At 47.7% G+C, this 23716-nt stretch carries 22 protein-coding genes; 1 reads left to right on the top strand and 21 read right to left on the bottom strand.

Features of this window, described 5'->3' with window-relative positions:
- Window positions 1–63 precede the first annotated feature (63 nt).
- The 19 genes from cas2 to ACESZP_RS04640 all read right to left on the bottom strand — a co-directional run bounded on the left by cas2 (window position 64) and on the right by ACESZP_RS04640 (window position 21458).
- Window positions 64–354, bottom strand: a complete 291-nt coding sequence (gene cas2 / locus ACESZP_RS04730) for a CRISPR-associated endonuclease Cas2 (RefSeq protein ID WP_158364165.1) — start codon at window positions 352–354, stop codon at window positions 64–66.
- Window positions 355–362: 8 nt separating this feature from the next.
- A complete protein-coding gene (gene cas1c / locus ACESZP_RS04725) occupies window positions 363–1394 on the bottom strand; it encodes a type I-C CRISPR-associated endonuclease Cas1c (RefSeq protein ID WP_499708189.1) in 1032 nt (343 codons plus the stop codon).
- Window positions 1391–2056, bottom strand: a complete 666-nt coding sequence (gene cas4, locus ACESZP_RS04720; RefSeq protein ID WP_499708188.1) for a CRISPR-associated protein Cas4 — start codon at window positions 2054–2056, stop codon at window positions 1391–1393. Before cas4 ends, cas1c begins: the two co-directional genes overlap by 4 nt.
- Complete coding sequence (gene cas7c / locus ACESZP_RS04715) at window positions 2056–2967, bottom strand: type I-C CRISPR-associated protein Cas7/Csd2 (RefSeq protein WP_499708187.1); 912 nt, start codon at window positions 2965–2967, stop codon at window positions 2056–2058. The genes cas4 and cas7c overlap by 1 nt, the downstream gene beginning before the upstream one ends.
- Window positions 2968–4698 (bottom strand): type I-C CRISPR-associated protein Cas8c/Csd1, encoded by a 1731-nt coding sequence (gene cas8c, locus ACESZP_RS04710; protein ID WP_499708186.1) that lies wholly within the window; start codon window positions 4696–4698, stop codon window positions 2968–2970.
- On the bottom strand, window positions 4695–5357 hold the full coding sequence (cas5c, locus tag ACESZP_RS04705; RefSeq protein WP_499708185.1) for a type I-C CRISPR-associated protein Cas5c: 663 nt from the start codon (window positions 5355–5357) through the stop codon (window positions 4695–4697). The genes cas8c and cas5c overlap by 4 nt, the downstream gene beginning before the upstream one ends.
- A gap of 312 nt (window positions 5358–5669) precedes the next feature.
- Complete coding sequence (gene cas3, locus ACESZP_RS04700) at window positions 5670–7820, bottom strand: CRISPR-associated helicase Cas3' (RefSeq protein ID WP_499708184.1); 2151 nt, start codon at window positions 7818–7820, stop codon at window positions 5670–5672.
- Between the two features lie 149 nt (window positions 7821–7969).
- Complete coding sequence (locus ACESZP_RS04695; protein ID WP_499708183.1) at window positions 7970–8827, bottom strand: hypothetical protein; 858 nt, start codon at window positions 8825–8827, stop codon at window positions 7970–7972.
- Between the two features lie 78 nt (window positions 8828–8905).
- Window positions 8906–9331 carry a metal-sensing transcriptional repressor gene (locus ACESZP_RS04690; protein WP_499708182.1) on the bottom strand — a complete coding sequence of 142 codons (426 nt, stop codon included), beginning with the start codon at window positions 9329–9331 and terminating at the stop codon, window positions 8906–8908.
- Between the two features lie 98 nt (window positions 9332–9429).
- The gene (locus tag ACESZP_RS04685) at window positions 9430–10902 is read right to left on the bottom strand and encodes an ATP-binding protein (RefSeq protein WP_499708181.1); all 1473 of its coding nucleotides are present in this window, start codon (window positions 10900–10902) and stop codon (window positions 9430–9432) included.
- Window positions 10899–12104, bottom strand: a complete 1206-nt coding sequence (locus ACESZP_RS04680; protein ID WP_499708180.1) for a VWA-like domain-containing protein — start codon at window positions 12102–12104, stop codon at window positions 10899–10901. The genes ACESZP_RS04685 and ACESZP_RS04680 overlap by 4 nt, the downstream gene beginning before the upstream one ends.
- A gap of 163 nt (window positions 12105–12267) precedes the next feature.
- Window positions 12268–13659: an asparagine--tRNA ligase gene (gene asnS / locus ACESZP_RS04675; protein ID WP_499708179.1), complete on the bottom strand. Its 1392-nt coding sequence runs from the start codon at window positions 13657–13659 to the stop codon at window positions 12268–12270.
- A gap of 201 nt (window positions 13660–13860) precedes the next feature.
- Window positions 13861–14214, bottom strand: a complete 354-nt coding sequence (locus tag ACESZP_RS04670; RefSeq protein ID WP_349164459.1) for a hypothetical protein — start codon at window positions 14212–14214, stop codon at window positions 13861–13863.
- 161 nt (window positions 14215–14375) lie between these two features.
- A complete protein-coding gene (locus ACESZP_RS04665; RefSeq protein ID WP_499708178.1) occupies window positions 14376–14771 on the bottom strand; it encodes a hypothetical protein in 396 nt (131 codons plus the stop codon).
- A 67-nt stretch (window positions 14772–14838) separates the two neighbouring features.
- Entirely contained in the window at window positions 14839–16758 is a 1920-nt protein-coding gene (locus ACESZP_RS04660; RefSeq protein ID WP_499708177.1) for an ABC transporter ATP-binding protein, read from the bottom strand.
- On the bottom strand, window positions 16755–18500 hold the full coding sequence (locus ACESZP_RS04655) for an ABC transporter ATP-binding protein (RefSeq protein ID WP_158364145.1): 1746 nt from the start codon (window positions 18498–18500) through the stop codon (window positions 16755–16757). Before ACESZP_RS04655 ends, ACESZP_RS04660 begins: the two co-directional genes overlap by 4 nt.
- Complete coding sequence (locus ACESZP_RS04650) at window positions 18494–18991, bottom strand: MarR family winged helix-turn-helix transcriptional regulator (RefSeq protein WP_499708176.1); 498 nt, start codon at window positions 18989–18991, stop codon at window positions 18494–18496. The genes ACESZP_RS04655 and ACESZP_RS04650 overlap by 7 nt, the downstream gene beginning before the upstream one ends.
- Window positions 18992–19443: 452 nt before the next feature.
- Complete coding sequence (locus tag ACESZP_RS04645; protein WP_499708175.1) at window positions 19444–20097, bottom strand: GntR family transcriptional regulator; 654 nt, start codon at window positions 20095–20097, stop codon at window positions 19444–19446.
- Between the two features lie 77 nt (window positions 20098–20174).
- Window positions 20175–21458 carry an L-serine ammonia-lyase, iron-sulfur-dependent, subunit alpha gene (locus ACESZP_RS04640; RefSeq protein ID WP_178038905.1) on the bottom strand — a complete coding sequence of 428 codons (1284 nt, stop codon included), beginning with the start codon at window positions 21456–21458 and terminating at the stop codon, window positions 20175–20177.
- A 304-nt stretch (window positions 21459–21762) separates the two neighbouring features.
- Between ACESZP_RS04640 and ACESZP_RS04635 the strand changes: the two genes are divergently transcribed.
- On the top strand, window positions 21763–22089 hold the full coding sequence (locus ACESZP_RS04635) for a DUF1622 domain-containing protein (protein ID WP_440321412.1): 327 nt from the start codon (window positions 21763–21765) through the stop codon (window positions 22087–22089).
- A 264-nt stretch (window positions 22090–22353) separates the two neighbouring features.
- Here the strand turns inward: ACESZP_RS04635 and ACESZP_RS04630 are convergent, their stop codons facing one another.
- Both ACESZP_RS04630 and ACESZP_RS04625 read right to left on the bottom strand, forming a co-directional pair.
- Complete coding sequence (locus tag ACESZP_RS04630) at window positions 22354–22779, bottom strand: hypothetical protein (RefSeq protein ID WP_499708174.1); 426 nt, start codon at window positions 22777–22779, stop codon at window positions 22354–22356.
- 105 nt (window positions 22780–22884) lie between these two features.
- The gene (locus ACESZP_RS04625) at window positions 22885–23592 is read right to left on the bottom strand and encodes a TIGR01906 family membrane protein (protein ID WP_499708173.1); all 708 of its coding nucleotides are present in this window, start codon (window positions 23590–23592) and stop codon (window positions 22885–22887) included.
- Between the last annotated feature and the right edge of the window lie 124 nt (window positions 23593–23716).

Here is a 23716-nt window from a genome sequence, read left to right as displayed (position 1 = left end):
ATGACTTATTTTCAGGTGCGAATCCCTCCGTCCATTTATGTGTCATTGGCTTTCGCACCGAACTTATAAAATAAGCGTCTGATCTGCAGCAATCCCTCTGTCTACTCCAATATGTTCTATCTTCGTTTGATATTTGTTTCCTAAATAATAAATACGAAGACTATCCTTCTCTGGATCAATAATATCCGCAAGGATTGCTTTCAAGGTAATACTCTGTGCATTATCTAGGAGGCACTCAAATACCGAATTTTGCACTCTTCTGCCATAATTGACACACTGCTTTGCGACTTTCCGCAGCCTTGTCTTTCCGGCCGCATTTTCGGTATTCACATCATACGTAATTAATACTAACATTCCACACCTCATTTCCACAGAAAAACCGGATAGCCATCCAAATCGCCACGCAAAAAACGTGCCAGTAACATTGCCTGAACATAAGGAACCATTCCCCACTCCACCTTTTCCTGTAAAAACGGATGCGTTATGAACTCCTTTTTTCTGTTCTGCCATTCCGTCAATATCAATCTGCGTCCATTGTCATCAAGAAGTACCGCACCGTTTTCCTTCTGTGTAAAATTTTTGCCTGTAATCATTTTCTTATTCACTAACGACAACACAAACCGATCTGCCAGAACTGCCCTGAGTTCTTCCATCATATCCAGTGCTAACGAAACTCTGCCGGGCCGTTCTGTATGAAGGTAACCGACACAGGGATCCAGCCCTACACTTTCCAGTGCAGACGTCTCCATATTGGTCAGCAATGTATAAACAAATGACAGCATTGCATTCATCTTGTCCATAGGCGGTCTTCTATTCCTGCCCCGAAACATAAAATCCTTTTTCTGCTGCAGGATCAGCTCGTCAAATACTCCAAAGTAAATACTGGCCGCTTCTCCTTCATATCCTCTGAGTTCGTCCTTTGATGTACTGCTCCGAACCATCGCAATAGAATTTTTTAACAGTTCAGACGCCTTTTTTACACGCTCCGCATCTATCTGCATAGCGTGATCCCGAATAGCCCGCTCCAGAACCCAGCGCGCATTATGCACCTTTCCCAAAATGCAACTCTTGGCAATCTCCAGCGCGATTGTATCATCGTTACTGCTCTCGTACTGCTGCTTGCGCAGAACTACATTTCCCCGTGTTTTTCCTGTAACGCGCGCCAGGAATTTCCCCTGAGGAGTCATATAGCACAGGGAAATATTTTTTTCTGCGCAGGCGCCCATAAGCGCCGGACTGGTTCCACGATAACCAAAGGATACAATTCCTTCCAGATTATGCAACGGGACTCTTCCCAGTTCGCTTTCCTTCTCATAAATAACAATATTCTCGCCGTCCAATGACAGATAACTGTTTTCGGAAGTAACATATAACGTATTCAATAATTTTTTCATACGTCTTCCTCCATAAGCGCCTGGGCCAGATACATTTTCACAGAACCGTTTTTTCCAAGTTTTGGAAGGCATACATCTTTCAGCGAGCATGCTGTACATTTCTTGCCCTGTTTTACCTTCGGCGTATACCGTCGCTTATAATATTGATGCATCTCCTGAAACATTTCTTTTACTTCATTGCGGAGCTCTTCCGTTATTTCCACAGGTTCACGCCGTCTTGTTTCCCCGTAGAACAAAGCCCCCTCTGAAATATGCGTGGAAAGCATTTCCTCCAGGCACATTGCCTGTGCGGTCAGCTGCAATCTGTCTTCTTCCGTAATTTTAGGCTTTCCTTTTTTGTATTCTATCGGATAAACAGAAAAATTGCCTCGATGTCCATACAGGCGAATTCCCTCCTCATATCGGTGAAACTCTACTACGTCGCATTCACCAGTGACACCCATTTTTCTGGACGCCACCGGCATAGCCCGCGCAATGATGATATCTTTTCGTTTTTCTGTAAGATAGGGATCGTGTACTTTTTTATGCATCAATTCACCAATGACTGTGTGTTCATTCTCTGCCCACTGCTGTTCTATGTGAATCAACGCCCACTGCCTTTTACAGAACCTGAAATGCTGAATTCCGGATATCATAAGATAATCGTCTTCTGTGTATTCCATCAATTTATCCTTCTTACTTCTACGGAATCAGGAATCTGTTCTTTGTGAACCGTTACGATATAATCCTGATATTTTCTGGGGTATTCCACATCTTCCTTTCTCTTTACTTCTACCGCGTCGAATAATTTGTACGCCGGACAATCTCCCAATTCCTTACTGTGCTTAAAGACAATCAACTCCCGTACTGCCATATTTCCCCTTGCAGCAGAATGATCTATTTCAAACATATTGAGAATTGCTTCCCACAACAGTTCCAGATCTTCTTCCGAAAAGCCGGTTACTTTTCGCGCCAGATTTGCAGAAATATATCCCTCCGCGCGATAAAGTCCATAAGGAACGATCGTCTTTCTGCCCATTTCTGTATTTTTGTTTTCCGCATCTTTTTCAGTAGTGATAGCAACTCTCGTAATTGTCACCTCCTGACCGATAATCGGATCAACGCTGCGGGCGAAACCAATCTGAACCGGACCTCTTACCTGACCACAGTTCAAAGAGGCTTTGACAAAAGTAGTCATTACGGCTCCAAAAGTACGAATGTCATAGAAATTCCGGCACATATAATCCTTCAGCTTAAGATCTGCGTCCGGATCATCTTTCTTTAATTTCTTCAATTCTTCCGTTACCTTTTTTTCCTCTGTTTCCCTGATTCCCAGATCTGCGCAGGCCTCTCTGTCACTGCGATTCAAAGGTACAGACTCTTTGATGTAAATTTTATATCCCTGCGCATCCTCTTTTACTGTTTCCACATAATTGCGAATCTTGCGCTTCAGGCAAACATCTGTTACCAGTCCCAGTCCACTCTCGGGATCGATTCTGGGCATATTGCCTGCGTCGGGGTCGCCATTTGGATTTCCATTTTCCACGTCAAATAATATCACGAACTCGTATCTGTTTTTAATCGCTTCACTCATTTATTTTTCCTCCCCTTTTTCATATCTTTTCTGCTGCTGATGATAGTAACCCAGCGTAAATTGTCCCTGCTGCTCCAATGATAACCGTTTTGGAAATTCCTCCAGTCTCCCCATGATATCTGTCAGCTGTTTTTCATAATAAATTTTTGCGCCCCCTTTATCTCTTTCCAGCTTCTTAATATGACTGTTTTTCAATTTGATCAACACCGGGAATACGCTTGCAGGTGTTGCACAGGCGGAATTAAAATACCGATCCCGGATTGTCGTTGTGATTGATGGATTTGCTTCTTTCTGTATTGCTTCCAGAAGGGAAAATAATCTTCCTAATACATAAGCTGTATCCGTGCATTCTTCCTTTAGTCCCATAAATCTTTCTCCTTTCTTCCACCCATAGTTGCGATTCAGATATGCTTTGATAATAGCGGCTCTCCCCCATGTAATCTTGCCATTCTCTGCCCGTATGCGAATCAAAGTATCTGTATAAAGACTTGCCGGATATCTGCTTCCTGACAGAATCGCCTGCAATACAAGCGATGACATATTTGAAATGGGTGTTTTATCTTTCGACTTCTGGTTCACGGTCTCATTCAGCATATCGCGAATTCCCAAATAATCCTGCTCTGCCCAGGCCGGTTTTACAATGCTGAGCCGCTCATAATGTTCCGCAATATTCTGCAATATCTTCCCAAATGAATTCATGTAAAAAAATCGTACCGATAAGCGAGCCGCATTGGGCGCCAACGCCAGGATATAAAATTTCTGTTCCGGATCCATCTCTGTGTTTTCCAGATATACCTTCGTATCTTCTTTTAAACTATCAAAAATATCCTTTAATTTTTTTTGATTATCTTTGGTCGGTCTCAGGATATCAAAAAAGCACTTCTGATATTCTTCTTTTCCGCTTTCTGCCCAGTACACCACCATGGCGTCGCCCAGAGAAAAGGTATAATCTCTCTGTGTCAAAAGATAATTTAATGCTGTCGTATAGGCAAATTCCGCATATTTCCCCACCGGTGCATTATAGCTCTGTTCTTTTCCATAAGACTCAAATGCCGGGGCATTAAAAGATACCAATGTCGCTCCGCTGGACTGCGCGCCCGGAACCCCTTTGATCACTTTATGGATTCGGGAAATCTCAGTTTTCCTACCTGTAACAAGACAAAGCCCCTTACGTTCACCATCGTCTTGCTCCCGGTACTGTTCCCAACACGTCCGGATTTCCTCGTCCTCCTGCGCCTCCTGTCCTTCTACGCTGAAAATCAGGTTTCCGCCTTCTGTCAACTTCTCCCAGTTTTCTCGAATAACCGGATGCTGTTCTGCTTTTTGCGGATCCCACTTCTCAAAATAGGCCAAAATCGCGCGGGCTATTTCTCCCTGCGCGTTTTTCAATACGCTCCGGTGCTTTTCTCTTGTGGCCCGAAAGCAATCCATAACACGCTGATTCGTTCCCTGCACATCGATTCCAAGCATATATTTGGAATTATCACACAGGAAATTAGCTGCCACACCAGAAGAGCGCGTCACCATTTCCGGGACAATCAGAGAAGCTGGTGCCCAGACGGTTTTTTTACCGCGCATTTCTTCTATCTTCCGCGAAGTAACGCCCAGAACGTCTCCATTTTTTGACAAATCAAGTTCGTATGACACTTTGGCCTGACACCAGCCCAGCCCGGATACTTTTCCCTGTCTTTCCAGATTCTCATATTGTTTTACCAATGCCTGCAAGATCATCGTAACACCTCGCATTCTCTTAAATCTATCACGCCGTGACGCATAACCGCATGGAAAAACATGGGCTGAATATTTTCCGGGTCGCTGTAATCCATATCGTATAACATAAGTCCCAAATCTTTTTCCGGCACTTCATCATAAGCGGTATGGATCTCTTCTTCCTCGCAGAGAGCGAAATTTGCCGGAAATTCTCTGCATCCGAGGCAAGGCATATGGAAGCACTCTCCCCTTCGCAATCGCCGCATAATGATATCCTTAAATTTACCCGGATTATCCGACGCATTTGCCTTGTCTGTCATTTCAAAATGCGCCTCTATCACATAGGAAACATTACACAACACCTGCGCTGCCCTCTGGACAATGTCCTCCCTGGCGCTGATATACAACGGCTTGTCTGCGCCATTGTATGCCTGTAGCACATTGCTTGCCAGAATTTTGCTTTTTACTTCGTTCCGCCGTACACTTGTAAAACAAATAGGATTTTTCACATAGATTTTATCGATGACCCATCTCATACCTGGATGCCAATATACGGCGTCCAGGATGCCGCGGGCCGCCGAGGGGGTAATGACGTCATAGCTGTAGCGTTCTGTCTTAAGCTCCGGTCTCGAAAACAATGCGTAATCACCCCATACATGCACCTTTACTCCAATTCCCATTTTATTTTCACCTTCTTTCATCGTTAAACTATTACTCTCATCTACAGTATCTGCGAGATAACGTTATATTTCGTTCTGCATTTATCTGATAATTAGACTGTATCACATTTATTTCATAATTGCAACAAGAATATTGATTCGTGGAATAAATTATAATTGAAATATTTATTGCATTGAATAATTCATTTCAGTTGTGATATACTGTATGTGTCAGGAAATTCCTGTGGATTGAAATAATTATAATTTTTGCCACAAGGCAAGAGCGGCGGTACACTTTTTTATGGTGTACCGCCGTTTCCATTCTTCCTTTATTCAGATCAGTATCATTCCGCCCATTTCCACGTCCAGTTTCATTCCTGTATTTTCCAGATACTGCTCTTTATCTGTAAGCTCATAAAAATCCTGTGCTCCGTCCACCACCAGACGCAGCATTCCCGCTCTGTACATTTTCTCAAACAGCATTTCTTTCCGGCCGTCTCCCCGATAGACATTTACGCAATATTTTCCAGCCTTTCTCATCAATCCCTTTGTCAGTCCCTTTTGCCGAATTTCCTGCAAAAGCTCCTCTGCCTCCGGTTCTCTGTTTACATATACGGTAACTGAATTTTCTTCAATCAGATTAAATTCCCTGGCGACTGTTGCAAAATGGTAATCTCTGTCTTTGAATTTATCTAAAACATCTTTTTTATCCAGGCTCCCGCCCCTGATGCGATAAAGTCTGCGGAAATATTCCGTAATATGCTCCTGGGTTGTAATATCTTTTCCCTCTGCCAGCAGACTTTTTGTCGTATCGATCTGCTGCTGTTGTCCCGGTATGTGTTCTTTGTCCTCCCATTGAAACATATGGACCACACTCTCTTTTTTATCTCTGTTCCCATTTCGATTGCAGCGTCCTGCTGCCTGAATAATGGAATCCACACCGGCAAGTTCCCGATATACAGACTTAAAATCCAAATCTACTCCCGCCTCTACCAGACTTGTGGAAATAACGATACATTTTTTATCCTTCTCCTTTATCCTGCTGCGGATTTCATTCAGGACTCTCCTTCTGTGTAACGGATACATGCTGGTCGATAAATGATAGATCCCCTCGCCCCGCAGCTGTTCATAAAGTCTCTGCGCTCTTTTCCGTGTATTAACAATACACAGTGCCTGTCCCTCCTGACACAGACTTTCTATCATATTCTCTTCCGTTACCGTTCCCATATTCTGATAAGTAACTCTTTCAAAAAATTGAAACTGTTCCTCTCTTCTTGGACATAATTCTCTGACCGTCTGTTTTCCATGAAAAAACGGAAGCAACGCCGGCTGTGTCGCCGTACACAATACGATGCTGGCTCCATATCGCTGCAGCAATTCCTCCATGATTGCAATACACGGCTTTAAATAATTTGTCGGAAGCATCTGTGCCTCATCAAATATAATCACACTGTTTGCAATATTATGCAGCTTCCGGCATTTCGATGATTTATTGGCATACAGAGATTCAAAAAACTGGACATTTGTAGTCACCACTATCGGTTTATCCCAGTTTTCCGCCGCCAGCTGCATCGGTTTAAATTCCTCTGAGCTTTCATAATCCACATTGCTGTGATTTTCCAATACATTTTCGTTCCCCAGTATTTCACGAAATACCTGTGCATTCTGTTCAATAATACTTGTATAGGGAATGACATAGATGATCCGATCCATCTGATTTTTCACGGCATGCTGCAATGCAAATGCCATCGAAGAAATCGTTTTTCCTCCACCGGTAGGCACCGTAAGTTGAAATAACCCCTTACATGATTTGCCCTGCTCCAGACAATTTCTGAGAATCTCACTTCGTCTGCCGTTGATGGTTCTATCGTCCCAATCTTCAAGCCATGTAGCTATATGCTTTTTGAACCTGAGTAAAAGATTTTCCATATTCTCCCCGGAATCTCTTTGAGCTGCCCCGCCGCTCATGAATTGTTCCGTATCAAGGAAATCTGCATCTACCAGACAGGAGTATAGCATACGGATAAAGGTACTCAATGAGAAATCAAAATCCGCCACCTGTTCCGGCGCAAATGGCTCCGTAGTGATTTTCGGTATCTCTATTTCTTTTTTATATTCGCTGTAATCACAAACCTTTTTTTCAAGTCTGCCCAACAGGCTGGCGGATACTCCTTTTCTCCCGCAATCCGGAAGTCCGGCATGGTGTCCGGCGATACAATAGCTCATCAGGCTATAATATGCGCCCAATTCATTGCTTACCTGCGCCCCTGCCGTAGAGTGATCCACGCGCAGATCCGGATTCTCCTGAATTTTACGCTGGAATTCCGATGAATACTTTCCTATATCGTGAAGTAATCCGCAGTAATATCCCCACTCTGCTGAGCCGAATTTTGCGGCAAACTTTTCAGCAAGCTTTGCTGTTCCCTGTAAATGTTCTTTTACCGATTGTTTCCTGCTCTCCGTCAGATGTGCATAATAATCCATTGAATTCCCCCATATATGAATCGTCATTTTTTATATTGTACCAAGCCAACGCTCCGACATCTAGATCTAAGTTTCTAAAATAATTCTTTCAAATTCGTGCAAAAACACCCGGCGGAAGGATTCCTTCCGACCGGGTGCCACACCTGTCTTTAACCTGCATAGGGCAGCGATTCAAACAGCTCATTCTCATCTACGCCGCCAATTGTATATACGTAATTTCCTTCCCCGTCCAGATCCACCTGGAAGCTGCCCGGAGTGCCGTCCTCCCTTTCAAAATAAAATACTCCGTCCTCCGAATATGCCGTCGGGGTAATCACGTCGCCAGGCTTCAGCTCCGTACTGCCGCCTTCGATCCGGCAGCTGATCTCGCCTGTTACGGTTAGCACAGGCCTGTATCCGTCCGGAGTGCCCCGGAATTCATACAGCGTGCTGTCTGTGGTAAAGCGGCCGTTTTCAATGGTGTAAGTCCGGGTGCCGCCATAGCTGCCCAGCACGTTTATCTTGGAGGTAATAGAAAATCCGTCCTCGGGATTCTTTGGCATATCACCCAGAGAACCATCTACCACATCTGTCTCGGTGATTTCCTTCGCATCTGCCCGAAGCAGATAGACCACCCGCCAGTCATTGAAGGTGCCGGTTTCTGTCAGCATATAGGTACCGTCCTTCTGAACTACCTCGTAGATACCCTTTACCCCCAGACTTTCATCCAGCTTCAGGGTCTGATCCCCATATATGGCGTTGACTGCCAGGATTTCGTCGTCATCCGGATAGGCCTGCTCTGTGGTTACGGTGAATTCCGTTCCGTTTATCTCGGTCGGCACCCCCACAGCCAGCGAGGTGACGCTTCCGGATTTTTCGTTCTCGGATATCAGCGGGGTATCGGAATCTGCGGTGTCTTCGGTACCCTGGGATGGTGTTGTTGTATCCGTATCTGTGTTTCTGGCATTGCAGCCGGCCAGCAGGGCTGCAGTCAGCAGCATACATAGCAATATCTTTTTTCTCTTCATATTCTTGCGCCTCCTGTTTCTGTTATCTTAGCGCATTTTTCCGTAGCTTCGTTTAAATTTTTATGAAGATTTTTTTATTTATTTGATAAACCGGTCGATGGCCGCCGTCAGCTCCTCAATGGCTTCGTGATCGCCGCTCTCCACCGCGTCTACCATACAGTGCTCGATGTGATCCTTTAAGATCACCTTTGCCGTATTATTAATAGCTGCCTTTACGGCGGAAAGCTGTACCAGCACTTCGCTGCAGTCCCGGCCGTCCTCCACCATCCTCTTGATGGATTCCATATGGCCGATGGCCCTGGAGAGACGGTTCAGCACAGCCTTGGTATTCTGATGGGTATGGGTATGCCCGTGACCATGGGCATGACCGTCCTCATGACTATGCTCATGGCTGTGCTCATGTGAGTGCGGTTCCAAATGGCTGTGTTCCCCATCTGTGTGCGTATGCTCATAGACGGTGCCGTCCGGCGCTATATGTGTATGGGTATGTATCTGTTCCTTCATAATCATCGTTCTCTTTCTTGAGTTTTGTCCAGTATAGCACACGCATATTCAAAATACAATCCGGGGTGAGGGGATGTTTTTTCCACTTTTTCAGGCTTTTACGCCTGCTGCTCCGTCAATTTCCGGCGAAGCTCCTCCTCTTTTCCTCCGGCATTCAGAAAGTCTTCCGCCTCCCCGGAAAGCTCCCCCAGTTCCTCTTGCAATACCCTGCTGCAGACCGGCTGCTCCCGAAGACCGGTCAGGAGGATCACCAGCTCCTGCTTTTTCCCGAAGGCTTCACGGACGAAGGCTGCGCCGTTTTGCATGGCTGCGGTCAGTTCTTTCCGCTGCCGTTCTGCCCGGATCTGTTCCTGTCCGCTTCTCTCCGAAAATGCGTCCGTAGCTCCGCCTGTCCTGACTGCCTCCCTGCAGTCCCGGATCACGTTGAAAAGCCGCTGTTCCCGTTCTTCTTCCCCTGCATCCAGCAGACCGTTTTCTTTGCGTACCGCCAAGCTCTTTCTCCGACGGTCCAGGCGCTCGTCCACAAGCGCTGTCAGCTGCTCTGCGGTTCCCTGTCCCAGGCCGTCCGCAAAAAAGCGCAAACTGTCGGACAGCTTCTGCTGCTCTTCATACGCCCTTCCCATGGTGTAAATGCGCTGTAACAGAAGCCAGACGATGCAGAGGCGCTCGTCAAAGGGCAGGGACGGCAGATTCGTCGGCACGTCCGCTGCTCCGGTCAGAATCTGCTCGGGCTTCAGCTCCTTCTTCCATTTTTCATAAAGACGGTAATAAAAGGTAAATTCCGTCGCCGTGTCCTCGTCCTGAAGATACTGACCGAACAGCGCCTCCTCAACGCCAAGCTCCAGTTCCTCCATGGTCAGCAGTATCTCTGACAAATCTTCCCAGGCCCGTCCGGTCACAAAGCCCTTCTCGCCAGGCTCCATCACGTAAAAGCGTTCCGGGCGCAGCTCCAGGAAGGACAATACCGCCGGATGCAGGCCGCGCTCCACCGCATAATGCTTCCAGATGGGAAAATCCGGTTCCACCTTCATATAGCGCACCCGATCCAGGGTAACCGTATCGAATTCCCGCACCGAACGGTTGTAGGCAGGCGGGTTACCGGCCGCCACGATGACCCAGCCCTCGGGAAGCTGATGGCTTCCGAAGGTCTTATACTGGAGAAACTGCAGCATGGCCGGCATCAACGTCTCTGACACACAGTTGATCTCGTCCAGGAATAAAATGCCGTCCCTGCAGCCGGTTTTTTCCATCTGCTCATAGACCGACGCAATGATTTCACTCATAGTATAAGAAGTCACGGTGTACTCTTTTCCCGCGAACTGCTTTTCTGTCAATACCGGCAAGCCGATGGCGCTCTGGCGGGTATGGTGGGTCATGGTGTAAGACACCAGGCCGACGCCGCATTCTCCGGCAATCTGCTCCATGATGGCGGTCTTGCCGATACCCGGCGGGCCAATCAGCAGCACCGGCCGCTGTCTCGGCACCGGGATCCGGAAGGTTCCCGCCGCCGTTCTGGCTGTGTAAGCCCGGACTGTCTTTTTGATTTCTTCTTTTGCTTCCTGTATATTCATGCCCTTTTCTCCTCCAATACCAGTCTGTGTACCCAGTCCGGCATATCGATACTGTCAAAATGCCCCTGCAGCATTACGAACCAGACCTGATAGTCCGGCTCCTTCTTCGGATACCAACCGCAGCCGTCCGTAAAATACAGAATTCCCTGTAAATCCCGCAGTTCTCCCCGCTGCCTCAGCTCCTCGATCCGTTCAAAGGCCGGACGGAAATCTGTCCCACCCCCGCCCCGGATCTCCAGGTGCTCCAGATATTTTTCGAATTCTTCCCGGCTGTGAATGCAGTCGTCCTGCTGGATCTGATTGTCGCATTGGATCAGGTGCAGGCAGAAGCTTCGGAAAAACAGGCGATCCTGTTCCAGAATCCCCCTGGTCTCCTCCAGGAATACCCGCACCAGTTCTTTTTCACAGGAACCGGAGGTATCGATGACAATGACCAGGTCGGCGATTTTCCGTTCCTCACTGTATTCCAGCGGTTCTATCAGCGGCATATTTCCATACATTTCCAGTCCGTAAGTGTACCAGGAATACTGAAACTCGTCCAGATTCAGACGGCTGTCCTCCCGGTAGGAGGACAGGCCTCTTAAAATACTCCGATAATCGCCACGCTGACCGGCTGCCGGAACAAGCTGCCGGGTGCGGTGCCGCTTGGCCGTCCCCGCTTTCCGTTTTCCTCTGGGATTGCCGCTTCGAAGCAGCTTCTCCCCCTGCCCCTGCCAGAAGGCCTTTTCCCGCTCGTCAGGCTTCTGTCCCCAGAGGCTGTGGTCGTCTACCGGGGACTTTTCCGGGATAGATTTCCCCAAAAGTTCTTCCGTCAGCGCCCAAGCCTTTTCGTCGCAGTCAGACTCCCAGGCCTTTCGTTCCTTTGGTTCCACACGCCAGGTCTCGAAGGGGTGCCCCAGGAGACAGTGACTGAGCATGTGCAGCAGCTCCCGGCAGAGGAAATCGCTGTCTTTTAAGAAATCTGACCTGAGCCGGGACGGGGAGAGATAAAAGACGCGGCCGTCGATCCGAAAGCCCGCGCAGGCCCTGTCCGCGCTTTCCTGTTCCACTCCCCCATTAGGTTCCGGCTGCTTCGGCTCTTCGATCCGGAACTTCACCGCGCCCAGCACCGGAGCCAGGCCGTGAAGCTGCTGGTAGAGTTTCAGCTTCAGCAGTTCAAGGATTTCGTATTCGGTTGTGTACTGGCCGGCCTGATTTTCCATATCCCCGCTCCGCTTCCTTTCACCTTTCTTCTTAATTTTTATTTTAACATGGCACCATCATTTTATAAAGAATCCTTTCCGCGAAAAAGGAAGGAAAAAAATATCTGTACCACGCCCCCGGGGGAATGATACAGATATTTGCAATTTTCTGTAAACTGCAATCTTACAGCTCGCAGTTATTTACGGTTCTCGGGAACGGAATCACGTCGCGGATGTTGCCCATGCCGGTCAGATACATCACGCAGCGCTCGAAGCCCAGGCCAAAGCCGGAATGACGGACAGAACCGTATTTCCGCAGATCCAGGTAGAAACCGTAATCCTCTTCCTTCAGACCCAGCTCCTGCATACGGGCGGTGAGCTTGCCCAGATCATCCTCTCTCTGGCTTCCGCCGATGATCTCACCGATACCCGGTACCAGACAGTCCATAGCGGCTACGGTCTTGCCGTCCTCGTTCAGCTTCATATAGAAGGCCTTGATGTCCTTCGGATAATCTGTTACGAAAATCGGACGCTTGAAGACCTGCTCGGTCAGATAACGCTCATGCTCGGTCTGCAGATCGCAGCCCCAGCTTACCTTATAATCAAAGTTGTCATTGTTCTTCTCCAGAATTTCAATGGCCTCGGTGTAGGTCACATGGCCGAACTCGGAGTTCAGCACGCCGTGCAGTCTGTCCAGAAGTCCCTTGTCCACAAACTGGTTGAAGAAATTCATCTCCTCCGGAGCGTTCTCCATCACGTAGCTGATGACATATTTCAGCATCGCCTCGGCTACTTCCATATTGTCTTCCAGATCGGCGAATGCCATCTCCGGCTCAATCATCCAGAACTCAGCCGCATGGCGGGTGGTATTGGAATTCTCCGCACGGAAGGTCGGTCCAAAGGTATAGATGTCACGAAACGCCATAGCGTAGGTCTCGCCGTTCAGCTGTCCGCTTACGGTCAGATTCGTCTCTTTTCCGAAGAAATCCTGGCTGTAATCGATCTGTCCCTCTTCGGTCTTCGGTACATTGTTCAGATCCAGTGTGGTTACCTGGAACATCTCGCCTGCGCCCTCGCAGTCGCTTCCGGTAATCAGCGGCGTATGTACGTATACGAAGCCTCTCTCCTGGAAGAACTGGTGAATCGCGTAGGCAATCAGGGAGCGAACCCGGAATACAGCCTGGAAGGTATTGGTTCTGGCGCGCAGATGGGGAATCGTTCTCAGATACTCGAAGGAGTGGCGCTTCTTCTGCAGCGGATAATCCGGCGCGGAATCGCCCTCTACCACAACCTCTTCTGCCTGAATCTCGAAGGGCTGCTTTGCCTCCGGTGTAGCAACCAGAGTTCCCTTTACAATCACAGCTGCGCCCACGTTCAGCTTGGAAACCTCTTTAAAATTCCCCATGTTATCATGGTATACGATCTGCAGTGTCTGGAAGCAGCTTCCGTCTCCCATAACCAGGAAGCCGAATGCCTTGGAGCCACGGTTACTGCGGAGCCAGCCTGCTACTGTGATTTCCTTATCCAGATAGCTTTCGGTGTTGCGATATAATTCTTTTACAGTAATGCACTTCATTGTTTTATCCCTGCCCTTTTCTTTCTCTTGCTTCCGGCGCTTTTCCCGTGCGCCGATTCAGTCTACAGTATAGCGCATTTTGGACGGGTCTGCAAGACGGGAATCGCAAAGAATCTCACCGTCAGACCAGGTTTTCCCATAAAATTGCCCTGCAAATCCATCTCGATCTGCAGGGCATTGCTTTTTGCTTTCTTTTCAGGCTTAACGAGTGGTCTGGTTTGTGGTGCCGTTATTGGTGTTCGTTGTCCCATTTGTCATATCGTCTACAACATTTTCGGTGCCGTCTACCACGTCGTCCACACCGTTCATGATGCCGTCGCCCACATCCTCGACTGCGTCGCCTGCGCCGTCTACGGCGTCGTCTACGATGTTGCCGTCATTGACGGTTCCATTGTTCACGGTGCCGTCGGTGGTGGCTCCGTTATTGGTAGTTCCGTTGTTTTCGGTGTTCGGCTTGTTGGTTCCGCCGTTGTTGTCGGAATTGCCACAGGCGCTTACGCCCAGGACCAGTACAAGCAGCAACAGTCCTGCTGTGTATTTTCTGAACCTCTTCATAATATAGAATCTCCTTTCTGCCGTCGCTGGACGGTATCCGTTTCTATCCACATTATGAGCGGTTCCTGATTTTTTTATACACAGGGAAATGTTATTTTTCCACTTTGTTCTATTAAAAAAAGCAATGTAATCTTTTTACAGACTGCATTGCTTTTTGGGTTTTAGCTTTTTTTCTGAAATTCCGTCCGGCATTTGGGGCAGGTTACGATGATTTTGCCTTTGCCCCTGGGGACACGGATCTTCTGGCCACAGCTGGGACACTTGTAGATGTGATGGGTTTTGCGGTCAGCCAGGTTTCTTTTCCAGTTATTTACTTTGTATTTTATTTTGTTCTGCCAGGTCAGGAATTTCTGATTCTCGGCGTAGCGGCGGTTGTAGTCGCGGGAGAACATGCGGTAGTAGCAGTAGACTAATATCGCCATGACCAGGTAGACGATGATGTTGCTGCGGACAAACAGGTTCAGAATAATCAGAACCAGGCCGATGGCAGTCAGAAACCGAGACAGCTGATCGGCGCCGTAACGGCCTTGCATAAAATGTTGAAATTTTTCTCGCATAAAAGCTCCTTTTAAGACGGACACTCTGTTTTTTCGAACCCCACAGAGCTGGTTTTCGAGATTAAGGTTATGAGAGTTCAAAGGCTCCGGTATAGAGCTGATAATATTTGCCCTTCTGGGCAATCAGTTCCTCGTGATTGCCCCGCTCTATGATGCGTCCCTGCTCCAGGACCATGATCACGTCGGAGTTCTGGACGGTGGAGAGGCGGTGGGCGATGACGAAGACCGTACGGCCCTGCATCAGGCTGTCCATGCCTCGCTGGACGATTGCTTCGGTTCGGGTATCGATGCTCGACGTCGCCTCATCCAGGATCAGGACGGGCGGGTCGGCAATGGCTGCACGGGCGATGGTCAGAAGCTGACGCTGTCCCTGGGACAGGTTGCCGCCGTCTCCGGTGAGCATGGTATCATAGCCCTGGGGCAGGTGCCTGATAAAGCTGTCTGCGCCTGCCAGCATGGCTGCGCCCTTGACCTCGCTGTCGGTGGCGTCCAGCTTGCCGTACCGGATATTGTCGGCTACGGTGCCGGTAAACAGGTGGCTGTCCTGAAGTACCATACCCAGGGAACGACGCAGATCCTGTTTCTTAATCTTATTGATGTTGATACCGTCGTAACGGATCTTTCCGTCCTGAATATCGTAAAACCGGTTGATCAGGTTGGTAATGGTCGTTTTTCCGGCTCCGGTAGCGCCTACGAAGGCCACCTTCTGTCCGGGCTTCGCGTAGAGCTTAATGTCGTGAAGTACGGTTTTTTCCGGTGTATAACCGAAGTCTACCCCGTCCATGACTACGTCGCCCTTCAGCTCCGTGTATGTGATGGTACCGTCATGATGGGGATGCTTCCAGGCCCAGATACCGGTACGCTCCGGCACCTCCACCAGCTTATCACCCTCATAACGGGCATTGACCAGGGTCACATAACCGCCGTCCTGCTCAGAGGGCTCATCCATCAGGTTGAAGATTCGCTCCGCGCCTGCCAGGGCCATAATGATAGAGTTAAACTGCTGGGCAATCTGCGCAATCGGCTGATTGAAGCTTCTTGTCAGCTGCAGGAAGGAGGCAAGACCGCCCAGGGTCAGGCCGCCGATCCCGCCGATGGCCAGCAGAGATCCTACAATGGTGGTCAGCACATAATTGATATTTCCAATATTTCCCATTACCGGCATCAGCACATTGGCATAGACGTTCGCGTTGCTGGCGCTGTCGAAAAGCTTGTCGTTCAGCTCCTTGAATTTTGCCTTGGCTTCTTCCTCATGGCAGAAGACTTTTACCACCTTCTGGCCGTCCATCATTTCCTCGATGTAGCCGTTGACTTTACCCAGATCCTGCTGCTGCGCCATGAAGTACCGGCCGGACTGGCCGCCAATTTTCTTGATGACGTTTGTCATGACGAATACCATGGCAACGATCATCAGGGTCAGAATCGGGCTTAAGTATACCATGGACGCGAAGACGCTGACGATGGTAATGGCGGAGGACAGCAGCTGCGGGATACTCTGGCTGATCATCTGCCGCAGGGTATCTGTATCATTGGTGTAGATACTCATCAGGTCTCCGTGGGTATGGGTGTCAAAATACGGAATCGCCAGGGTCTCCATGTGGTCGAACAGGCCGTCCCTTACTTTTTTCAGGCTGCCCTCGGAAATGTAAATCATCAGGCGGTTGTACATATAGTTGGAGACCACGCCCACCAGATAAATCACCGCCATAGTGGCCAGTGCCTTCAAAAGCGGCGTGAAATCCGGCGCGGAGCTTCCCACCAGGGGTGTAATGTAGTCATCGATCAGGGACTGCAGGAATAAGCTGCCGTATACGTTGGCCAGTACTCCGACTACGATACCGATGATAACCAGTACGCACTGAATCGGATAGCCCTTTACGATGATGGCGAAGATTCGCTTCAGCGTCTTCATGGGGTTTTTCGCCTTGGGGCCTTTTCTCATGCCTCTGGGTCCTCCGGGACCTCCGGGTCTTTTGCTGTTGCTCATTCTGCGTCACCTCCTTCGCTGTCTGTGGGCTTCTGCTGGGATTCGTATACTTCCCGGTAGATTGCGTTATTTTTCAATAATTCCGCATGGGTTCCGACGCCGCTAACCGCGCCGTCATCCAGCACGATAATCTTATCCGAATCCTGTACGGAAGAGATACGCTGGGCAATGATAATCTTGGTGGTATCGGGAATCTCCTCCCGGAAAGCCTTCCGGATCATGGCGTCCGTATGGGTATCCACCGCGCTGGTGGAATCGTCCAGAATCAGGATTCTCGGCTTCTTCAACAGGGCTCTGGCAATACAGAGACGCTGCTTCTGTCCGCCGGACACATTGCTGCCGCCCTGCTCAATCCAGGTGTCATACTGCTCCGGGAAGCGCTGGATAAATTCATCGGCGCAGGCCAGCTTACAGACGCGGATCAGCTCCTCATCGCTGGCGTCCTTATCGCCCCAGCGCAGGTTTTCCTTGATGGTGCCGGAAAACAGCACGTTCTTCTGAAGCACCATGGACACCTGATTCCGGAGGGAATCCAGGTCGTAATCCCGGACGTCGATGCCGCCTACCCGGACGCTTCCTCCTGTTACGTCATACAATCTGGGAATCAGCTGTACCAGCGTAGACTTGGCGCTTCCGGTGCCGCCCAGGATCCCTACAGTCTCGCCGGATTTGATTTCCAGATTGATATGATCCAGATTCAGATTACCCTCGTCGTTCCGATAGCTGAAGGATACGTTGTCAAAGGTAATGGAACCGTCGGGAACCTCTGTAACAGCCTGCTCCTTATTGGTCAGGCTGCTCTTTTCATTTAAGACCTCGCAGATACGCTCTGCGGAGGATTTGGCCATGGTCAGCATAACAGCTACCATAGCGATGAACATCAGGCTCATCATGATATTCATGGTATAGGTAAAGAGGCTCATCAGCTGGCCGGTGGTCATATTGCCTGCTACGATGGTTCTGGCACCCAGCCAGGACACCGCGATGATACAGGCGTAAACCGTAAACTGCATGGTGGGCATCATGCTGACCATCAGCTTCTGGGCCCGGACCGCGCAGCGATATACGGCCTCGGAGGCCTTGCCGAACTTCTGCTTCTCATGCTCCTCACGCACGTATGCCTTGACTACCCGGATACCGGTCAGATTTTCCTGGATATCCGCGTTCAGGGCGTCGTATTTATCGAACATTTCACGGAAATATTTTCCTACGCGTCCCATCAGGAAGGCAATGACGATTCCTAAGAATACCAGCGCCACCAGATATACACAGGACAGTCTGGCGTTGATGATAAAGGTCATAGTCATGGCCGTAACCAGCATGACCGGCGCACGCATCAGCATACGCATCATCATCTGGAACGCGTTCTGTACATTCGTTACATCGGTGGTCAGACGCGTAACCAGTCCCGCGGTAGAAAAATGGTCGATATTGGAGAAGGAAAATTCCTGGATATGATTGTACATTCCCTCTCTTACATTTTTCGCAAATCCGGTAGACGCGATGGCCGCCTGCTTCGCTGCCATGGATCCGCAGAACAGGGACGCAAAGGATACCAGAAGCATCACCAGTCCCATCGTGATTACATATTTCATGTTGCCTGTCTCAAGTCCGTTGTCGATGATAGCCGCCATCAGAAGCGGAATGATCATCTCAAAGATAACCTCGAAGACAATAAAAATCGGCGCTGAGATGGCCGTTTTTTTGTACTCGCCTATGTAGGCCTTTAATGTCTTCAGCATGTGTGTCCTCCTTGTGTGATTCTTTCTCTATGCTGCTCTACCTGCTCTTCTGCTCCATCATTTTCCGTCATAGTCGCCAGAATCCGATCCAGAAGCTCCAGAAGCTTTGCCTGTTCCTCGTCCGTCATACAGGCGTAGATTCGTTCGTCCAGATTTCTGGCTCCCTCTCCCATATCCTCCATGATCCGATTGCCTTTTTCCGTCACTTCAATGATCCGGTATCTGCCGTCAGCCGGATTGCGCCGCCTGGTGATATAGCCTTTTTCCTCCAGCCGGTTCAGGATACCGGTCACCGTCGGGTTTTTCAACTGGAACCAGTACTCGATCTCCCGCTGATGGATTTCCTTGTCCGGATTGCATTTCAGGTAGCAGAGTATTTCCATCTGCACGCCGGTCAGGTTGTATTTCAGAAGATTTTTATCCCACAGCTCGCGGAACTTGTTGTTGATAATCCGAATCCGCTTGCTGATTGGGCTGGGCCCCCTCCTCATTGGTTGATCCTCCTTCTGTGAATTTTTTCATAATAAATAGGATGCTATATAGTGTCCTATATAGCATCCTATATGTTATTACGATTGTTATGGATTGTCAAGAAAATAAATCTTAAAAATGTGTGAACAGTTATAAATTTCTTATGCTTTTTTAGCGTCCAATATTTTTACAGCAAGAACGGAGGGACAGTCGAAATCATCGCCTTTTTCATTCATCAGCGCTATATAAACACCGGGGCTCATACTACTCAGACATGCTGCCACTGCAACAGCCGACACTCTCTGAAGCCGGGCTCTTTAATCTGCTAAGAAATGGGTAATAAGTGCATACGAGCGCAGATATCGCCATTGGAATCAGCATCAGGCTTCCCGGAATCGCAGTTATCCTTTTTTCATCTCTCTTTATCCTTTTAAAAGACTGGCTGTTAAAGTTGCCTTCAACAGCCAGTCTTTTACATATTTTTTTCCTCTATAAACCTGTAATTTTTCCCGCCAAAATCGTTCAGATCCCTTGCAAGATATTGTACCGCTTTCTCTATATCACGCTCGCGTAATGCCTGTATAATCATTGCATGATTTCGTGTATCCAGTTCCAGTTCCGGCTCATATTGCTCCCAGCAAAATCTCGTATATGCGCGTTTTAATCTGTCCATACACCTTTTCAATTCTTCCATCGCAAAATTATTTCTTCCAAATCCAATCAGCTTCAGATGGAATTCCGTGTTTAAGCTCCAATGCTCCCACATTGTATTTTCTTTTTTTTTGCACTGCTTATCTATATCTTCCAGAATAGAAAAATGAACTTCCGTCAGATCTGAATATTGTTTGCGAAGAATTCCCGCCTCCAAAAGATAGCGGAATTCTATCATTTCACGCACATCATCCATTGTAATTTTTACCACTTCATATCCATATCTCGGAATATTGCGCAACACATTGTCTTTGCACAGCTCTAAAAGCGCTTCCCTGACTGGCGATTTACTACACTCATACTTTTCAACCAGCGCCTTTTCATTTAAAATATCTCCAGGTTTATATTCCAATGAAAACATATCTTCCAGTATTGCATTATAGATAGTGTCCTTCAGGCTCTTTTCGTTTTTCATAATTTCCTCCTTTATTGTTTTGCCATTTCCGCATCTCCTTTCATTCTGCTTTGGCTCTTATATTTCCCTGTTATATCTTATTTTTCAAATTGAACCTGATTCAACATAATTTTCAGGATCTGGTGATCTGTTTCTTTCATTCCCACTCTGCCCACATATCCGACACTTTGTATCGTTTCTTCTACCGTATCCTGTATAATTCCTTCCCCTTCATGGAACGTACGTCCCTTCATACTCAGGCTATGCGCTAAAATCGCCGCATCTACTGCAGAGGCAATTTTAGCAGCGCAGGATGCTTTTGCTCCATCACATACAATGCCACCGACGTTCGCAACCGTATTTATAATAGTTCTTGATACTGCTTCATAAGAACCATCCATCATATAGGTAATTGCCGCTCCCGCGCCGCTGGCTGCAATGACTGCGCCGCAAAACGCGGATAAGCTTCCTATGTAGTGCTTCTGATGAATTGCAACCAGATTACTTACAATCAATGCTCTGTATAATTCTTCTCTTGACTTTCCAAGATACTCTGCGTATACAATGACTGGCAGACTTACTGTCATTCCCTGATTACCGCTTCCAGAATTAATCACCACTGGCAGAGAACAGCCTCCCATTCTGGCATCAGATCCTGCAGCTGCATAGGCACAGGCTCTGGTCCGTACACTTGAATCCGCTTTTTCCATTAAGGTTCTTCCTACTTCAGCACCGTAAGGATTCTTCATTCCCTCATTGGAAACAGCCTGATTCATCTCTATCTGTCTGTTCAAAAGATCCTTCAATTTATCTGTCTCTACTGTATTTGCAAACTCTAAAATATCACGAATCGTTAGCTTTGAATAATCTTCCTTGCTGTTCTCAGCTGCCATATCTATCTGATATATTACTTTTTCATCTTTTACAATCTCTGTAATTAATGTATGCCGGTTGACTATTTTTACTTTTGCCGAATGATTTTTTGCATATACCTCAGCTACAATATATAAGTTCTCCACATCCTTCTGAAGCCTGCATTCAATGAAATCTGTTTTTAACAGCTCCCTTGTCTTTTTTATGTCTTCCTCTGTGATATCCTCTAAAACCTCTAACTCTCTGTCTGCATTTCCGCCTACTGCCCCAAGTACACAGGCTGCGTCTACTCCACGCATTCCGCCTGAATTCGGTACCGTTACTGCTTTTACATTTTTTATTACATTACCGCTGCAATACACAATCATTTTTTCCGGGAACTGTCCCAGTACTTTGCAGGCCTTTGCCGCTGCATAAGCAAGCGCAATAGGTTCTGTACATCCCAATGCAGGCACCAGTTCTCTCTGCAGTATACGTATGTAGCTCTCCTCCAGTTCTTTTTTTAACATATTCTTCCCTCCCTGATATTATCAGTAGTATTATTAATGGCATATTATCATTCAGTCTACAGTTTGTCAATCAGCAATTTGACATGAAAAACACCCCCGGGCATTCACTGCCCAGCTAACAAAAACATCGGCTGCTTTCTTGCTGCCTCTCTTCTTTCGGAACTGAAATTCCTATGATCTGGTAAATTCCATCCGTGACTTCAGGGAGGCGTTGACAATGACGATGGAACCTATATCAATATGTGTGAACTTATGTTATACTGTCCTTATCTTACTTTAGAAAATCGGGGGGGGGGATTTTACTATGGAATTTTTAGAATTACTGCACCTCATTTTGGAAAATATCGTAGACGGAGCGATTCTGCTCTTTGAATTTATCGGCGTGGGCATTATCATTTTCTCGGGCCTGCGAGGCTTCTGGAGCTACCTGCACCGCTCTCCGGAGACAAAGCTGACCCTGGCCCGGGGGCTGGCCATGGGGCTGGAATTTAAGCTGGGAAGCGAGATCCTGCGAACCGTAGTGGTCCGGGACTGGAAGGAAATCGGAACGGTGGCAGGAATTATTGCGCTCAGGGCTGCGCTGACGTTCCTGATTCACTGGGAGATTAAGGAAGAGGAAAAGGAAGCTTAAAGAATAAGAAATAAAAAGATGCTTCAGAGCCTACACAAATTTCTTTGGAGACTATGAGAAAATCTCTGCAAATTAGATTCTTCTATTTCTGTCAGTATCATCCTATGCACCTCCATTGCGCTTTTTCCCAGGATATCCGACAATACTTCCTTCCGGAGGCATTTCTGAATGCTGAAATCAGTCGCCTCCTCCAATGACCAGCCATCGCTCATATACCGCCGAATCTCTCCGATAAAATATGCATACTCTGCCAGTCTGTGGCATTTACGCATCAGTTCCCGGTTCCGACCTGCATTGATATTCAAGATCAGAGCCTTGCATTCCAGGCAGGGTTCTCCTTCCTCCCGCTCCGGTTTTCCAAAGCAATCCGATAGCCTCAGTTCCACCCGGTCCGGCATATCCTTCGTTCCAGGTACTCTGATGCTCATACAGATTCAGGGTGATCCGAAGCATAAAAGACAGATCATTTTTCATACTCAGATAAATCACATCATCCAGCGTCGTAATCTCCAGCTCATTCGGGTCATCATAATCCGTATCGTTCACCGCGTTATACAAATCCAGTAAATCCTCTTTATCCTGAAAAATGTACCGGAATAATCTGTCCTTATGCTGATGATGTACCTTCTTTTGTGTATTTCTTATTTTTCTCTTTTGTCTGGTTGTGGAAGTATTTCGGTTTCTACTCATGCTATGCTTCTCCTCGCATTATACATGCTAAACCAGACGCCTTCAACCACAGTCTTCGACACTCATAGGCGGACTCCTCCTCTTTTTTACAAATTTTTCCTATATTCAGTTATACTTTTTCGGAATCTCATTTCGAATAGGCTTGTTACTATGATCAATGCATAGGACGCCCGACCATTTGTTGTTTTTCCTTTTTTCTGCCCGATAAGCCCAGGCACACAGGATACTTTCGAGAATCACCAGCGCCAGAATCATCACAGCGCAATGCAGGAAATACAGGTCCGGCAGGATATTGATAACCGGGTCTGTAGCCGGGTCAAAAAGCCAGTAATCATTGTTGAAAGCAATCTCATGGAAAGTGACAAAAGTCCGGTCCCAGTTCAGGGCCACGGCTGCCCCAATAATGGCTGGCAGGGCCACGGTCAGGATAGCGGTCAATTTCAGATAGCCATAGCAATGCTTTCGTCGCATCCACAGGATCCCGGCGGTGCTTGCCAGAGTGCCGCCGATAACCATGTATTTGAAGAGATTGAAGATACTCTTTACTTCTTCAAAATGGATGCGCCCGCCTTCTGACATGGGAAAGGTCGGGAATTCCAGAGGCGCGTTTCCGAAACTCAGGCAGTAATCGATGACTGCATTATAATTCGCTTTAATCTCCGAAATCGTGCAGCCGGTAGTTTCCGGAATATGGAGCGCATGGATGTCCAGATAATACAGCGGCTTGCAGGCCAGGGTCAGAACCACGGCCAGAGATATGATAGTCAGGGTCATAATCAAGGATAACAGAATGTTAGATACTTTTATTTTCATGAAGCATCTCCTTCATACACAGACGGTTTTTCTTCAAGTATAAAGTAATTTGTACCACATTTCCAGTAGTTTGTGGGAGGAAAGACGGAAGACCCCGGTGCCGTGTTTTCTCAAAAACTAGGGC

This window comes from Candidatus Dorea massiliensis AP6, from assembly GCF_964245105.1.
Classification (GTDB): domain Bacteria; phylum Bacillota; class Clostridia; order Lachnospirales; family Lachnospiraceae; genus Laedolimicola; species Laedolimicola intestinihominis.
The sequence above is the reverse complement of the archived record's forward strand: the minus strand, read 5'-3'. Positions and strand labels throughout refer to the sequence as shown.